Consider the following 14,193-nt stretch of genomic DNA (forward strand, 5'->3'; position numbering starts at 1 on the left):
TAGTAGGGGGTCGGTCGGTCGGCGCGTCGAGCCCGGTCACCACAGCCGCCACACCTGGAAGGTGGGGCCGTCGCCGGACAGGGTCGACACCCCGTCCGGCCCGGGCCGGAGCGCGGACGCCCCGCCGTACACGTTGTCGGCGGCCGGCAGCCCGGTCAGCCGCACCGGCGTGCCGGGCGCCCGGCGGGCCAGCACCAGCACCGAGCCGGCCGGCGCCTCCCGCAGGAAGACCAGCGTGTCCGGGTCGTGGTGCAGCCACCGCAGACCGCCGTGGCGCAGCGCCGGCTCCGCGCGACGCAACGCGATCAGCGACCGGTACGTGGCGAACGTGGCGGCGTCCCAACTGCCCGGCCGGCGCCACGGCATCGGGGTACGCGAGGACTCGCCTTTCGTGCCGGTCAGCCCCAGCTCGTCCCCCGCGAAGATCATCGGAGTGCCGGGCATCGTGGCGAGCAGACCGGCGGCCACCTCCTGCCGGGCGGCGTCGCCGACCACCGTCCGGATCCGCGCCGAGTCGTGCGAGCCGAGCAGCTGCCAGGAGTGCACGTACGAGCGCCACGAGACCAGCGACCGGTACGCGCCCATGGTGGCCAGCACCGCTTCCGCGTCCCGCCGGGGCACCCCGCCCGGGGTACCGAGGAAGTTCGGCACCGGCTGGTCGCCGTGGCGCAGCCAGGACCAGATCGGGTCGGTGAAGCCGACGTAGTTCATGGTGCCGTGCCAGCCATCGCGGTCCAGGTCACCGGTGTGGTCGTGGCCGTGCTCGGCCATCAGCAGGGCGTCCGGACGCTCCCCGACGACCACCGAGCGCAGCAGCGCCGCCACCTCGTGGGTGTACGCGTCGACGCCCCGCCGGCCGGTCATGTTCGCCACGTCGACCCGCCACCCGGAAAGGCCGTACGGCGGGCGCAGCCAGCGGCGCAGCGCGGCGTCCTCGGCGGTGGCGAAGCGACGGCGCAGGTCGACGCTGCCCCAGTTCAGCTTCGGCAGCGACTTGACGCCGTTCCAGGACTCGTACGAGCCGGAGCTCTCGTCGAAGTAGTACAGCCCCCGCTCGGGCGCGCGCACGTCCGAGGAGGCCGACGCGAACCAGTCGTGGCCGTCGCCGGTGTGGTTGCTGGTGATGTCGCCGAGCAGCCGCCAGCCCCGGGCGCGTACCGCCTCGGCGAGGCGGGCCAGCGCGGCGTCCCCGCCGAGCAGCGAATCGACCCGGTCGAAGCTGGCCGCGTCGTAGCGGTGGTTGGAACGGGCCGGGAAGATCGGGGTGAGGTAGACGGTGTTCACCCCGAGCCGGTCCAGATGGTCCAGCCGCTCGGTGATCCCGTCCAGGTCGCCGCCGTAGAACTGGTACGGCGTCTCGGGGCCCCGCCCGATCACCGGGGTGTCCCAGTCGCACGGGATCGCCCAGTCCGGCAGCGGCCGATCATCCGCCGCCGCCGAACGGGCGAACCGGTCCGGGAAGATCTGGTAGATCACCGCGTCCCGTGCCCAGGCCGGCGGCGCGGCGTGGGTGACCAGCTTGAAGTCGCCGTGGTCGGGCACGTCGTGGTCGGCCACACCGGCGGCGGTCAGCCACCGGGGACCGTGCCGCCCGGAGAGCAGGAAGCGGTAGTTGCTCACCGGGTTGCGCGCCTCGACCTCGGCACGCCACCAGAGGACGTCGCCCTCGGCACGGTCCACGGTGGCCGCACGGAAGTGTGGCTCACCGTCGCCGGTGGTCCGCACGTGCACCTGCCGGACGTCGGCACCGGCCGGAACCCGGACGAAGACGTCGACGGTCTCGCCGAGCGTCGGCTCCTGCTGCGGGACGTAGCCGACGGATCCGTCGTGGTGCGGCTGCGGCGTGGTCATCCCTTGACCGCTCCGGCGGTCAGGCCGGAGACGATGTAGCGCTGCAGGAGCTGGAAGACCAGCACCGTCGGGATCGCGGTGAGCAGGGTGCCGGCCGCGAAGATCCCGAAGTTGTTGTTGCGCTCGTTGCCCTGCAACAGGCCGTACATGCCGACCGCGAGGGTCTTCGAGTCGCTGCTGGTGAGGAACACGTTGGCCATCAGGAACTCGTTGATGGTGCCGATGAACGCCAGCAGCCCGGCCACCGCCAGGATCGGCGCCACCAGCGGCAGCATGATCCGGAAGAAGACCTGGGCGTGCGACGCGCCGTCCATCGTCGCCGACTCGTCCAGTTCCCGGGGCAGGGTGTCGAAGAAGCCCTTCATCAGCCAGGTGTTCACGCCGAGCGCCCCACCCAGGTAGAGCAGCAGCAACCCCCACGGGGTGTTGAAGCCGATCGACGGCCACAGGTCGGTGATCGTGCCGAAGATCAGGTAGATCGCCACGATCGCCAGGAACTGCGGGAACATCTGGATCAGCAGCAGCGACAACAGCCCCACCCGCCGTCCCCGGAAGCGCATCCGGGAGAAGGCGTACGCGGCCAGCGCCGACAGGAACACCGACGCGAACGAGGCCACCCCGGCGATCAGCAGGGAGTTGAGGAACCACCGTTCGAAGGCGGTCCGCTCGAACAGCCCGCTGAAGTTGCCGAGCGACACCCCGTCGGTGGGCACCAGCTCGCTGGTGGAGAGCGTGCCGAGCGGATTGAGCGCGGCGGAGAGCACGAACACGATCGGGAAGAGGCTGAACAGCACGGCGAGCATGGCGACCAGGTGCCGCCAGCCGACCTGGGCGAACCAGCGGTTACGCCGCCTACCACTGATGTTCCGGTTCGCGGCCGGGCGGCCGGCCGTGTCGCCGGTACGCGCGGTGAGGGTGCTCACGAATACACCTCCTCCTGCTTGCGGGTCCGCCGGAAACTGACCGCCGAGACGACGGCGACGATGGCGAAGATGAACAGCGAGATCGCGGCGGCGAAGCCGAACTGCGCGCCCTGCCCGCCGAAGGCCAGCCGATAGGTGTACGTGATGAGCAGGTCGGTGGCGCCGTTGGTCGGGTTGTCGGCCGGGAAGGGCGCGCCCTCGGTGGTCAGGTAGATCGCGTTGAAGTTGTTGAAGTTGTACGCGAACGACGAGATCAGCAGCGGAGACAGCGCGACCAGCAGCAGCGGCAGGGTGACCGCGCGGAAGGACTGCCAGGGCGACGCCCCGTCGACCGACGTGGCCTCGGTCAGCTCCCTCGGGATGGCCTGCAACGCGCCGGTGGCCACCAGGAACATGTACGGGTAGCCGAGCCACAGCTGCACGAGGATGACCGCGAAGCGGGCCGTCCACGGTTGGCCGAACCAGTCCACGTCCAGCCCGAACAGGTTATTGATCAGGCCGAAGTCGGCGTTGAACATGTCCCGCCAGGCCAGCAGCATCGCGAACGACGGCATGGCGTACGGCAGGACCAGCAGCACCCGGTAGAGGTTGGTGCCCCGCATCCGGGGCGAGTGCAGCACGAGCGCGATCAGCATGCCGAGCAGGAACGTGCCTGCGGTGGAGGCGATGGCGAACGCGAAATTCCAGATCAGGGTGCCCAGGAACGGGCCGGAGATGTTCTCGTCGGTGAGCACGCGGGTGAAGTTGCGCAGCCCGACGTTGATTTTCCAGCCCTGGGCCAGCCGCTCGCCGTCGGCGGCGACGAAGGCGCCCACCTCCTCGTCGGCGGTCCAGGTCTGCCCGGTTCCGGTGTCCCGGACGCAGTCGCAGCCGGCGTCGTACGCCCGCACCGCCTTGCCCTCGTACGCCCGGGACAGGCCGCTGGACCGCAGCGCGCCACCGGCGGTCGGGACGACCAGGTCGGTGATCTCCTTGCTGCGGGCGCTGGCCTGGCCGAAGTTCAGCACGGTGTAGCCGTCGGCGGCGGTGACCTTTCCGCCCGTGCCGACGGTGACGTCGGCGGCGTCGAGTCGGCGCAGCCCGCCCGCGTCGCCGGCGGAGACCGCCCCGGTGGTGGGGTCGGTAACCAGGAAGACCAGTGGCGCGGTGGCCGGGTCGCCCTTGGTGGCGACCGACAGGGCGTACTCGGCGGAGCCGGGCACCTGGGTGACCGACGAGGTCTGGATCGCGACGATCGCCTCGTCCTTGCTGCCCCGGTGCCCGTCACCGAAGTTGGTGAAGGCGGTGCTCGCCGTGTAGAGCACGGGGAACACCTGGAAGGCGATGAGGAACAGGGTGCCTGGCACCAGGTACTTGGCCGGGATGTGCCGCCGGGTGAGGTAGAGGTAGAACAGCCCGGCGGTGGTCGCCGCCAGCAGGGCCAGGCCGGCCCACTTCTCCCCGTCGATGAGCGGGAATGCCGCCCAGAGGGCGATGCCGGCGGTGAGGCCGAGCAGGAGCACCTTGCCGGCGAGGCCGGTCAGGGTGATCGGCGCGTGGTCACGCGAGCGCGGGGGTCGGGAGCCGACGGGCCCCCGGCCCGGGGTCTGCGTGGCAGACCCCGGGCCGGACAGCGGCGTACTCATTACTTGATCTGGCCGGAGATGGTCTTGCCGGCGGCGGTGATGGTGCTGGTCGGGTCGGCCCCGCCGATGACGGCGGCCTCGGCCTTGCCGAACGGGTCCCAGATGGCGGCCATCGCCGGGATCGCCGGGAGCACCTGGCCGTTCTTGCCGGCCTCCTGGAACTTCGCCAGATCCGGGTCACTGCCCTTGACCTGGTCGAGGGCGGCGGTCAGCGCCGGCGGCCGGGGCTCGGCGTTGTAGAGCGCGACGGCCAGCTCGGGAGTGGTGGTGTAGTTGGCGACGAACTCCTGGGCCAGTGCCTTGTTCTTGCCCTTGGCGGCGACGTAGAACGCCTGCACACCCACGAACGGCTGGGCTTCCTTACCGCCGGCGAAGCCGGGGATGGCGGAGATGTCGTACTTGACGTTGGCCTTCTTGACGTCGGCGATCGCCCACGGCCCGGAGACCAGGTACGCGCACTTCTTGCCGGTGAAGGTGGCGATCGAGTTGGTGTCCGCGATGGAGCGCTTGAGCACGCCCTCGCCCTTCTCGCCCAGCGCGCTGATCTTCTTGAACGCCTCGATCGACGCGGGCTTGCCCACGCCCAGGTCCTTCGGGTCGTAGTCCCCGTTGGCTCCGGTGCCGAAGAGGTAGCCGCCGGCCGAGCTGTAGAGCGGGTAGATGTGGTACGCGTCGCCGTTCTGGCCGACCTGGAGGCAGAGCGTCTCGGTGGCCTTCTTCGACGCCTTGAGCTGCTTGCCCGTGGCGACCAGGTCCTCGATGGTCTTCGGCGCCTCGGGGGCCAGCTCGGTGTTGCGGATCAGCGCCAGGTTCTCCTGCGCGTACGGCACACCGTAGAGCTGACCGTTGAAGGTGACCGCCTTGATGGCGGTCGCGTTGAACGCGCTCTTCTGCTCGGCGGCGAGCTGTACGGGGTCGATGGCGCCGTTCTGCACCAGGTTGCCGATCCAGTCGTGCGCGCCGACCACCACGTCGGGGCCGCTGCCCTGCTGCGAGGCGGTGACGAAGTTGGTCTGCAGGTCCTTGCTGACGGCCTGGACCTCGACGGTGACGCCGTTCTCCTGGCCGAACTTCTCGGCGAACGGCTTGAGGGCAGCGGTGCGCTTGTCGTCCGCCCAGATCACCAGTTTGCCGCCGGCCGCCTTGGGGGATTCCTTCGCGGCCGGCTTGTCGCTGTCGCCACCACAGCCGGAGGCGGCGAGCGCCAGGGCGAAGAGGGCGACCACACCCGCGGTACGGATGCGCATCGGTACTCCTGTCGTCATGGCGGATCCGCCGGGGGAAGGACGGTCCGCCAGTGGGAAAACTGAAAGTTTTTGCCAACCGGCGCAGCGATGCTGCGCCGCTGCTCGCGTATGTTGCGGGGACGTTAGCAAGAGGTTGCAGATAATGGAAGGGCTTGCAGAGAGCCCCGCAAGAACTTGCCGGTGGGCTAAAGTGCCGCCATGCGCGCTCGACTGTCCGACATCGCCCAGCAGGCCGAAGTCAGCGAGGCCACGGTGTCGCGGGTGCTCAACGACCGCCCCGGCGTGGCCCCGGAGACCCGACAGGCCGTCCTCACCGCCCTCGACGTCCTGGGCTACGAGCGACCGGCACGACTGCGCAAGCGCAGCGCCGGCCTGGTCGGCCTGGTGGTGCCCGAGTTAGACAACCCGATCTTCCCGGCGTTCGCGCAGGTCATCGAGTCGACGCTGGCGCAGAGCGGGTTCACCCCGGTGCTCTGCACCCAGACCGCCGGCGGCGTGACCGAGGACGAATACGTGGAGATGCTGCTGGACCGGCAGGTCTCCGGGATCGTCTTCGTCTCCGGCCTGCACGCCGACACCGCCGCCAACCACGACCGCTACCGGGCGCTGATCGCCCGGCCGCTGCCGGTCGTGATGATCAACGGGTACGTCCCCGGCATCGGCGCCCCCTTCGTCTCCTGTGACGACCGGGAGGCCGCCGACCTGGCCGTGGCCCACCTCGTCGCGCTCGGGCACCGGCGGATCGGCCTGATCACCGGCCCGGACCGGTTCGTGCCGGTGCAGCGCAAGGTGGCCGGCTGGCGGACGGCGATGACCCGCCTGGCCGGCGTCGCCGAGGCCGACCTCGGCCCGCTGGCCGAGCTGACACTGTTCGGTGTGGAGGGTGGTGAGGCGGCGGCCGGCCGGCTGCTCGACCGGGGCGTCACCGGCCTGGTCTGCGGCTCCGACCTGATGGCGCTCGGTGCGGTGCGGGCGGCCCGGCAACGCGGTCTGACCGTTCCGGGCGACCTCTCCGTGGTCGGCTACGACGACTCACCGCTGATGGCTTTCACCGACCCCCCGCTGACCACGGTGCGGCAGCCCGTCATCGCCATGGCGGTGGCGGCGGTCCGGGCCCTGGTGGACGAGATAAACGGGCACGGCGCCCCGCACTCGGAGTACCTGTTCCGCCCCGAGTTGGTCGCGCGGGGCTCGACCGCGGTCGCCCCGGCCGCCGTGCGGTTTCCTTACGCAAGATCTGCTTGACTCTTGCAGAGGCGGGCGGCATATTGCTCAGACAGCCGCGCCCGAGCCTGAGACAGACGGGGAAACATCACCAATGACCGTCAGCACCATCACCCCGCCCCGCACCGACGACGACTGGTGGCGCTCGGCGGTCGTCTACCAGGTCTACGTGCGCAGCTTCGCCGACAGCAACGGTGACGGCGTCGGCGACCTCGCGGGCATCCGGGAGCGGCTGCCGTACCTGCGCGACCTCGGGGTGGACGCGCTCTGGCTGACCCCCTTCTACACCTCCCCGATGATCGACGGCGGATACGACGTCGCCGACTACCGCGACGTCGACCCCCTGTTCGGCACCCTCGCCGACTTCGACGCGATGATCAGCGACGCGCACGCCCTCGGCCTGCGGATCATCGTCGACCTGGTGCCCAACCACACCTCCAGCGCGCACCGCTGGTTCGTCGACGCCCTCGCCGCCGGCCCCGGCTCGCCCGAGCGGGCCCGCTACCTCTTCGCCGACGGCCGGGGCGAGCACGGTGACCTGCCCCCCAACGACTGGGAGAGCATCTTCGGCGGCCCGGCCTGGACCCGGATCGCCGACGGCCAGTGGTACCTGCACCTGTTCGACCCGGCCCAGCCGGACCTGAACTGGCGGCACCCCGAGGTCCGCGCCGAGTTCGAGGACGTCCTGCGGTTCTGGCTCGACCGGGGCGTGGACGGCTTCCGCGTCGACGTGGCCCACGGCATGATCAAGGCCGAGGGTCTGCCGGACGTCGGCTTCAGCACGGCGACGACCGGGCAGCGCCAGGTCGACCTGCTCGGCAAGGCCTGCCTGCCCTACTTCGACCAGGACGAGGTGCACGAGATCTACCGCGCGTGGCGACCCATCCTGGACAGCTACCCCGGCGGTCGGATGGCGGTCGCCGAGGCGTGGGCCGAGACGCCGCAGCGGCTGGCCCGCTACATCGGCCCGGACGAGCTGCACCAGGCGTTCAGCTTCGACTTCCTCGACGCCACCTGGTCGGCCGACTCGTTTCGCAAGGTGATCGAAACCGCCCTCGCCGAGGCGACAGTGGTCGGCGCGCCCACCACCTGGGTGCTGTCCAACCACGACAAGCAGCGGCACGTCACCCGCTACGGCGACGGCGCCGAAGGGCTGCGCCGGGCGCGCGCCGCCAGCCTGCTGATGCTCGCCCTCCCCGGCAGCGCCTACCTCTACCAGGGCGAGGAGTTGGGCCTGCCCGAGGTTCTCGACCTTCCCGACGAGCTGCGCCAGGACCCGGCGTTCCTGCGGACCGGCGAGAGCCGCGACGGCTGCCGGGTGCCGATTCCGTGGAGCGGTGAGCTGGCGCCGTACGGCTTCGGGCCAGCCGGCAGCGAGCTGAGCTGGCTGCCCGCCCCGACGACCTGGGACGCCCTGTCGGTCGCCGCGCAGGCCGGTACGCCCGACTCGACGCTGGAGCTGTACCGGGCCGCCCTGCGTATTCGTCACGAACACCCGGCGCTGGCCGTCGACGCCGGCGAGGTCACCTGGTTGCAGGCCGAACCGGGCGTGCTGGCCTTCTCCCGCACCGCGGGCACCACCGCGCTGACCTGCGTCGTCAACCTCAGCGGAGCGCCCGTGGCCCTCGACGGGTACGGCGAGCTCATCGTCGCGAGCGCGCCGCTCACCGATCGCCTGCTGCCCGTCGACGCGGCCGCCTGGTTGGAACGGCGCTGAGCGGGTAAGCCCAACTCGACCTGGTCGTCCGTCGTGCCCCGCGCCAACGGGCGACTGGGCTACCGGCCCCTTGTGGTGGGGGGTGAGGTGCACCGGCGTCACGCGGAGTCCACTCCGCGCGGCGCCGGTGTCCGTGTGTGACAGGTGGTGTGCCCCGGTGCACGGCACGTCGACTCGGCCAGACCGGGAACGAACGGTTCACCGTGCTCGCCGACCCCGAGGGCAACGAGTTCTGCGTGCTGGACGGGCCGCCGACCCGCTGAGCGGTCGCGTCACTTCGCGGTGAGCAGCGCCGCGATCCGGGTGAAGCCGGCGCGCACCTCGGCCTCGTCCGGCGGCTCGGCGGGCTCACCGTGGCCCGCCTCGTCGGCAGCCGCGTCCAACTCCTCGTCGATCACGTCCTCGAAGTCCCCGTACAGGTCAGCCCCCTCGACCTGCCGGGCCTCGTCCTCCGCGGCCACCTGCGCGGCGGCGATCTCGCTGCGGATCTCGTCGGCCGACAGCGCCGGCAGCAGCGGCTCGACCACGGCCATCAACTGCTCATCGGCCACCACCGCCTCGGCCAACGCCAACGCGTGCGGCCGTTCGTACGGCCCGCAGACCACCGGCTCCCACTCGTCGAGGTCGCCCAGCGGCCCGAAGGTGATGATCCACGGCAGGCCGAGCATCGGCGAGTCGGCCGGCAGGTCCAGTGTCATGAGTGCGCCCACGCGCTCATCATGGTCCGCGAACGCGAGCATCGGTGCCGTTCCGTTCAGTTACCGCCCGTCCGGCGCCCGATCGGCCATTCAGCGGCCCGGCGCTATACCGCCGCGAATCAACGCGCGTACAGGGTGAGCGCGAAGTTCTCGTCGGAATTGTGGTTGGCGTTCAGTTCGTACTCAGAGGTCCGCCGGAGCTGATAGGTCGGAGCGGAGAAGTCCACGCCGACCAGCCAGTTGAGCACCGCCTTGCGTTCCTCCGCCTTGAGCACCGGACCGATGCAGCCCTCGACCAGCGACTGCAACAACGGCCGCTGCACGGCACCACCCAGCTTGACCATGCAGAGGACCTGGGCCACCTCGTTCGTGCGGTCCTTCGAGGGCTGACCGACCGCGGCCGACAACTGGCCCTGCTTACCGGGCAGGGTCACCCGGATGATGTGCAGCGCGCCGTCCACCGTCACCGGGACGGGCCACCGCCCGGCCCAGGCGTCCATAACCTTGCTCGGTGTCATGCCGGGGAACGCCGCCATCGGTCCGGAAGGAGTGACGGCGGGTGAGCTGTTCACGTCCTCCCCCGGGTTGCCTCTGGTGCCCTGCGAGGCGGCGGGAAGCGCTCGGGTACGCACAGCCGCAACATCGGTCAATATTGCGCATTCATTGACATCTCTGGAGCCGGTAGCCCTCGGCAATACAAGCGATAACCACGGGGGAACGTTGATCGACCTGCAGGGGCTCAGTCGTGCCGGGTGGCGTCGACGGCGGCGCGGACGAGAGCGACAGCACGGTCCGGGGGTACGCCCAGCCGCCGGGCCTCGGCGGCGTACTCGACGGCGGCCCGGTGCAGCCGGTCGACGGCGTCGTCGCGGCCGGGTGCGACGAAGGTGCCGTTGCGCCCCCGGGTCTCCAACAGCCCCGCCACCTCCAGTTCCCGGTACGCCCGCGCCACCGTGTTCGCGGCCAGCCGCAGGTCGGCGGCGAGCTGCCGGACGGTGGGCAGTCGGCTGCCCACCGGCAACCGGCCGTCGCCGATCAGCTCGGCGAGCTGCACCCGCACCTGCTCGTACGGGGGCACCGGCGAGTCGGGATCGACCGTGATCAGCACGTCAGGCACCTCCGCCATCAGCCCGCACCGCCCGGCGCACCGGGATCGGTGTCCTCGTCGAGATCCACCGGCGGGGCGCCCTCCGCCAGATCCACCACCCGCCCGCTCGTACTGGTCGCGAGCAACGCCGCCCCGAACAGCACCAGTTGGTTGAGCAGGTAGAGGTAGAGCAGCAGACCGACCGCGCCGGCCACCACCGTGTACGCCGGGTTGCGCTCGGTGCGCACCACGTAGTACCGCCCGACGGTGTTGAGCAGCGTGATGCCGATCGCCACCAGCAGCACCACCGGGCGCAGCCGGGACCGGCTCATCCGCAGCCGGGGCACCGCGAGCAGCAGCGCGGTGGCGAGCACCGCGTTGACCAGCACGCTGAGCACCGCGCTGACCGTGGTCAGCCCAATCGACCCGGTGCTGCGCAGCAGGAAGCGCAGCAGCGACTCCAACGCGTCCACCGCCGCCACCGAGAGGCCGAGCAGCACGAAGACGCCGATCATCACCCCCAGGTCGACCAGCCGCCGGACCACGAGGTTGCCGGGCTGCTGGTTGAGCGCGTACATGAGGCGCTGAGAGGAGCGGATCGCCTCCACCCAGCCGATGCCGGTGAAGACCAGGATGACCAGGCCGACCACGCCGACCGTGCCGCTGGAGTTGGCGATCTGCTGCGCGTCCAGGAACGGCAGGTTCTCCTTCAGGAACCTGGCCGCCGCCGCGGAGACCTCGTCGTTGTCCTCCAGGATCGCGCCGAAGATGGAGTACGCGACCAGAGCCAGCGCGAAGACCGCGAAGAAGCCGTAGTAGGCGATCGCCGCGGCGAGCCGCCCAGCCAACACCTCGGCGTAGAGCGCCCCGGCACGCCACACGTGGTCGAACAGGCTCGACCGGCTGCGCGCGGCACCCACCCAGCGGTCGATGCCCGCCTCGATACGGCCGATCACGTTCACGCGATCATCCTCGCCGATCTTTCACCGCCGCCGTCGCAACCGGCGCAATAGTGCTCGCCGCCCGGCGGGTCGCCGACCGTCAGTCGCCGAGGCGGAAGTCCCGGCGGGGCTGCCACCGGGCCTGCCCGCTGTGCGAGAAGAGGGTGAACCCGTCGACCTCGAACATCGCGGAGAAGTCGGCCAGATCCTCGTACACCTTGTCCAACGCCTCGCCAGGGACGTCCTGCGCCACGGTGACGTGCGGATGGTACGGGAAGCGGGTCTGGCGGTGCAGGCCCGGCGCGGCCGCGATCGCGGCGGCCAGCAGTTCGCATTCGCTGATCCCGGCGGCCACCGCGACGAACACCACCTGCGTCACGGGCCGGAACGTGCCGGTGCCCCGCAGGTGCAGCGTGAACGGCAGATGCGCGGCGGCCACAGCGGCAAGGTGCCGCTCGACGCCCGGCAGGACGGCGGTCGGGATCTCGGTCGGACCGAGCAGCGTCACGTGTGCCGGCACCGCGAGGGGATCGCCCGCCTCGACCCGGCGCCGGGTGAGCTGGGCCCCCCACGGCTCCGGGATGTCCACCGCTATGCCGATCTGGACGGTGTCGCCGGACGGCGGCACCCCGCCACTGCGATCCACGCTCCGTGCCGCCACGTCGGCCACCGACCCGCCCACCCGTCCCGCAGCGCTATTCGCCGCGCACCGGCGGGAAGAAGCCGACCCGCTCGTACGCGGACCGCAGGGTCGCGCCGGCCACCGACCGGGCCTTCTCCGCACCGGCGGCGAGCAGCTTGTCCAGCTGCGCCGGGTCGTCGAGGTAGGTGCGCGTGCGCTCCTGGATGGGGCGGACGAACTCCGCCACGACCTCGGCCAGCTCCTTCTTGAGGTCTCCGTAGCCGCGGCCGGCGAACGCTGCCACCAGCTCGTCGATGCCACGCCCGCTGAGCGCCGAGTAGATGGTCAGCAGGTTGGACACGCCCGGCTTGGTCTCGGCGTCGAAGACGATCTCCCGACCGGTGTCGGTCACCGCGGAGCGGATCTTCTTGGCCGACCGGGCCGGATCGTCCAGCAGGTCGATGATGCCGGCCGGCGAGGACGACGACTTGGACATCTTCGCCGTCGGGTCCTGCAGGTCGGTGATCTTCGCGGTGTCCTTGACGATGTGCGGCGCGGGCACCGTGAACGTCGCGCCGAACAGCGAGTTGAACCGCTGGGCCAGGTCGCGGGAGAGCTCCAGGTGCTGACGCTGGTCCTCGCCGACCGGGACCGCGTTGGCCTGGTAGAGCAGGATGTCGGCGGCCTGCAGGACCGGGTAGGTGAAGAGCCCGACGCTGGCCCGCTCGTTGCCCTGCTTCTGGGACTTGTCCTTGAACTGGGTCATCCGGCTGGCCTCGCCGAAGCCGGTGATGCAGCCGAGCACCCAGGCCAGCTGCGGATGCTCAGGCACCTGCGACTGCACGAACAGGGTGCTGCGCTCCGGGTCGAGGCCGACCGCGAAGAGCTGGGCGGCCGCCACCCTGGTCCGCTGGCGCAGCAGCGCCGGATCGTGACCCGCGGTGATGGCGTGCAGGTCCACCACGCAGTAGAACGCGTCGTGGGTGTCCTGCAGGGCCACCCAGTGCCGCACGGCTCCCAGGTAGTTGCCGAGGTGGAACGAGTCGGCCGTCGGCTGGATGCCGGAGAAGACGCGGGGTCGCTCGGAAACGTCGGGCATGGCGATAATTCTGTCAGCAAGCAGGCGGGGCCGTCATGACGGGCCGGCGCGTCGGCCATGGCCGGCCGGTGTCGGGGCGCTGACCTCGCGTGGCACGCCCACGCGCCGCTGCTCCGGCACGCGGAGCGCCGACACCGCGAGTCGGGCGACCCGACGTCCGTCCAGGGCCAGCACCCGCAGCAGCCAACCGTCCGCCGGGTCCACCGGATCGGGACCGCCGTCGTCGGGCGGCTCGGCGGGTACGGGCACCTCGTCCCCGGGCAGTGGCAGCCGGCCCAGCACGGCCATCACGTACCCGCCGACCGTCTCGTACGGCCCGGCGGGCAGCGCCACGCCGGTCCGCTCGGCGAAGTCGGCGAGGTTGAGCCGGCCGTCGACCACCGCCGGCAGGCCGGCGTGCGGCGGGTCGGGGGTCGTGTCGTACTCGTCGTGGATCTCCCCGACGAGCTCCTCGATCAGATCCTCCAGGGTGACGATCCCGGCGGTTCCGCCGTACTCGTCGATCACCACCGCCAGGTGGTGACCCTCCCGGCGCATCTCGGTCAGCGCGGCCAGGACCGGCTTGCTGCCGGGCACCTGCTTGACCTCACGGGTCAGCTCACCGACGGTGACGCACGGGTCGGCGTCCGGACGCAGCAGCACGTCCCGCAGGTGCACGAACCCGACCACGTCGTCCTGGGTGCCATCGGTCACCGGGTAACGGGTGTGCGTCTCGGCCCGCACCAGCCGGGCGGCCTCGGCGATGGTCAGCCGGGCCGGCAGGAAGACCACCTCGGTGCGGGGCATCATCACCTCGCGGACGAGACGCGCGCCGGCCACCAGCACCTCGTCGATGATCCGCCGCTCGTCCGGGTCGAGCACCGTGTTCACCGCGAGCAGGTCCCGTAGCTCGGCCTCGGAGATGCGTTCCCGCCCGGCCGCCGGGCCGGCCCCGAGCAGGTCAGTGACGAGGCGGGTGGCGCCGTCGGCGGCGCGGACCAGGATCCGGGCGACGGCTCGGGCGAGCGGGCCGGGGTCGCGGCGGGGCTTCCCCCGCACGCGTCGCCGGAGCCCGGAACGGGCCGCTTCCCGCATGACAGAGATGGTAGACACCGGGTGCCCGCCGTACCGGCGATCGCGCGGAGTCATCGGCGATGTGCGGCTCTGTTTAAACGTGAGA

At 71.2% G+C, this 14,193-nt stretch carries 14 protein-coding genes; 3 read left to right on the plus strand and 11 right to left on the minus strand.

What is annotated here, in order from left to right:
- Positions 1-36 precede the first annotated feature (36 nt).
- The 4 genes from ABZU53_RS27655 to ABZU53_RS27670 form a co-directional block, all read right to left on the minus strand.
- Positions 37-1,851 carry a glycoside hydrolase family 13 protein gene (locus ABZU53_RS27655; RefSeq protein WP_355068422.1) on the minus strand — a complete coding sequence of 605 codons (1,815 nt, stop codon included), beginning with the start codon at positions 1,849-1,851 and terminating at the stop codon, positions 37-39.
- Positions 1,848-2,654 carry an ABC transporter permease subunit gene (locus ABZU53_RS27660; RefSeq protein ID WP_354860526.1) on the minus strand — a complete coding sequence of 269 codons (807 nt, stop codon included), beginning with the start codon at positions 2,652-2,654 and terminating at the stop codon, positions 1,848-1,850. The genes ABZU53_RS27655 and ABZU53_RS27660 overlap by 4 nt, the downstream gene beginning before the upstream one ends.
- Positions 2,655-2,770: 116 nt before the next feature.
- Positions 2,771-4,399, minus strand: a complete 1,629-nt coding sequence (locus tag ABZU53_RS27665; RefSeq protein ID WP_354860489.1) for an ABC transporter permease subunit — start codon at positions 4,397-4,399, stop codon at positions 2,771-2,773.
- Positions 4,399-5,646 carry a maltose ABC transporter substrate-binding protein gene (locus ABZU53_RS27670; protein WP_354860491.1) on the minus strand — a complete coding sequence of 416 codons (1,248 nt, stop codon included), beginning with the start codon at positions 5,644-5,646 and terminating at the stop codon, positions 4,399-4,401. Before ABZU53_RS27670 ends, ABZU53_RS27665 begins: the two co-directional genes overlap by 1 nt.
- A gap of 198 nt (positions 5,647-5,844) precedes the next feature.
- Between ABZU53_RS27670 and ABZU53_RS27675 the strand changes: the two genes are divergently transcribed.
- The 3 genes from ABZU53_RS27675 to ABZU53_RS27685 all read left to right on the plus strand — a co-directional run bounded on the left by ABZU53_RS27675 (position 5,845) and on the right by ABZU53_RS27685 (position 8,850).
- On the plus strand, positions 5,845-6,891 hold the full coding sequence (locus ABZU53_RS27675) for a LacI family DNA-binding transcriptional regulator (RefSeq protein ID WP_355068424.1): 1,047 nt from the start codon (positions 5,845-5,847) through the stop codon (positions 6,889-6,891).
- Between the two features lie 73 nt (positions 6,892-6,964).
- Positions 6,965-8,587, plus strand: a complete 1,623-nt coding sequence (locus ABZU53_RS27680; RefSeq protein WP_355068426.1) for a glycoside hydrolase family 13 protein — start codon at positions 6,965-6,967, stop codon at positions 8,585-8,587.
- A gap of 137 nt (positions 8,588-8,724) precedes the next feature.
- Complete coding sequence (locus tag ABZU53_RS27685) at positions 8,725-8,850, plus strand: VOC family protein (protein ID WP_355068428.1); 126 nt, start codon at positions 8,725-8,727, stop codon at positions 8,848-8,850.
- Positions 8,851-8,859: 9 nt separating this feature from the next.
- Here ABZU53_RS27685 and ABZU53_RS27690 read toward each other — a convergent pair whose 3' ends face one another.
- From ABZU53_RS27690 to ABZU53_RS27720, 7 genes are all read right to left on the minus strand, one after another.
- Positions 8,860-9,297, minus strand: a complete 438-nt coding sequence (locus ABZU53_RS27690) for a hypothetical protein (protein ID WP_354860498.1) — start codon at positions 9,295-9,297, stop codon at positions 8,860-8,862.
- A 107-nt stretch (positions 9,298-9,404) separates the two neighbouring features.
- Positions 9,405-9,917 carry a hypothetical protein gene (locus ABZU53_RS27695; RefSeq protein WP_355068430.1) on the minus strand — a complete coding sequence of 171 codons (513 nt, stop codon included), beginning with the start codon at positions 9,915-9,917 and terminating at the stop codon, positions 9,405-9,407.
- A gap of 107 nt (positions 9,918-10,024) precedes the next feature.
- The gene (locus ABZU53_RS27700; protein ID WP_354860500.1) at positions 10,025-10,411 is read right to left on the minus strand and encodes a GntR family transcriptional regulator; all 387 of its coding nucleotides are present in this window, start codon (positions 10,409-10,411) and stop codon (positions 10,025-10,027) included.
- Positions 10,411-11,334: a YhjD/YihY/BrkB family envelope integrity protein gene (locus ABZU53_RS27705; RefSeq protein ID WP_355068432.1), complete on the minus strand. Its 924-nt coding sequence runs from the start codon at positions 11,332-11,334 to the stop codon at positions 10,411-10,413. The genes ABZU53_RS27700 and ABZU53_RS27705 overlap by 1 nt, the downstream gene beginning before the upstream one ends.
- A gap of 79 nt (positions 11,335-11,413) precedes the next feature.
- Positions 11,414-11,983 (minus strand): 2'-5' RNA ligase family protein, encoded by a 570-nt coding sequence (locus ABZU53_RS27710; protein WP_354860503.1) that lies wholly within the window; start codon positions 11,981-11,983, stop codon positions 11,414-11,416.
- 25 nt (positions 11,984-12,008) lie between these two features.
- Positions 12,009-13,034 (minus strand): tryptophan--tRNA ligase, encoded by a 1,026-nt coding sequence (trpS, locus tag ABZU53_RS27715; RefSeq protein WP_354860505.1) that lies wholly within the window; start codon positions 13,032-13,034, stop codon positions 12,009-12,011.
- A 33-nt stretch (positions 13,035-13,067) separates the two neighbouring features.
- Complete coding sequence (locus tag ABZU53_RS27720; protein WP_355068434.1) at positions 13,068-14,108, minus strand: hemolysin family protein; 1,041 nt, start codon at positions 14,106-14,108, stop codon at positions 13,068-13,070.
- Between the last annotated feature and the right edge of the window lie 85 nt (positions 14,109-14,193).

The organism is Micromonospora sp. NPDC005194, assembly GCF_040608335.1.
Taxonomy (GTDB): Bacteria; Actinomycetota; Actinomycetes; order Mycobacteriales; family Micromonosporaceae; genus Micromonospora.

Bases quoted from the DNA above. Each gene is read 5' to 3' on its own strand.
- ABZU53_RS27680 (WP_355068426.1), top strand. From the start codon at position 6,965: ATGACCGTCAGCACCATCACCCCGCCCCGCACCGACGACGACTGGTGG.
- trpS (WP_354860505.1), bottom strand. From the start codon at position 13,034: ATGCCCGACGTTTCCGAGCGACCCCGCGTCTTCTCCGGCATCCAGCCG.
- ABZU53_RS27700 (WP_354860500.1), bottom strand. From the start codon at position 10,411: ATGGCGGAGGTGCCTGACGTGCTGATCACGGTCGATCCCGACTCGCCG.
- ABZU53_RS27655 (WP_355068422.1), bottom strand. From the start codon at position 1,851: ATGACCACGCCGCAGCCGCACCACGACGGATCCGTCGGCTACGTCCCG.
- ABZU53_RS27675 (WP_355068424.1), top strand. From the start codon at position 5,845: ATGCGCGCTCGACTGTCCGACATCGCCCAGCAGGCCGAAGTCAGCGAG.
- ABZU53_RS27660 (WP_354860526.1), bottom strand. From the start codon at position 2,654: ATGCTCGCCGTGCTGTTCAGCCTCTTCCCGATCGTGTTCGTGCTCTCC.
- ABZU53_RS27670 (WP_354860491.1), bottom strand. From the start codon at position 5,646: ATGCGCATCCGTACCGCGGGTGTGGTCGCCCTCTTCGCCCTGGCGCTC.
- ABZU53_RS27665 (WP_354860489.1), bottom strand. From the start codon at position 4,399: ATGAGTACGCCGCTGTCCGGCCCGGGGTCTGCCACGCAGACCCCGGGC.
- ABZU53_RS27720 (WP_355068434.1), bottom strand. From the start codon at position 14,108: ATGCGGGAAGCGGCCCGTTCCGGGCTCCGGCGACGCGTGCGGGGGAAG.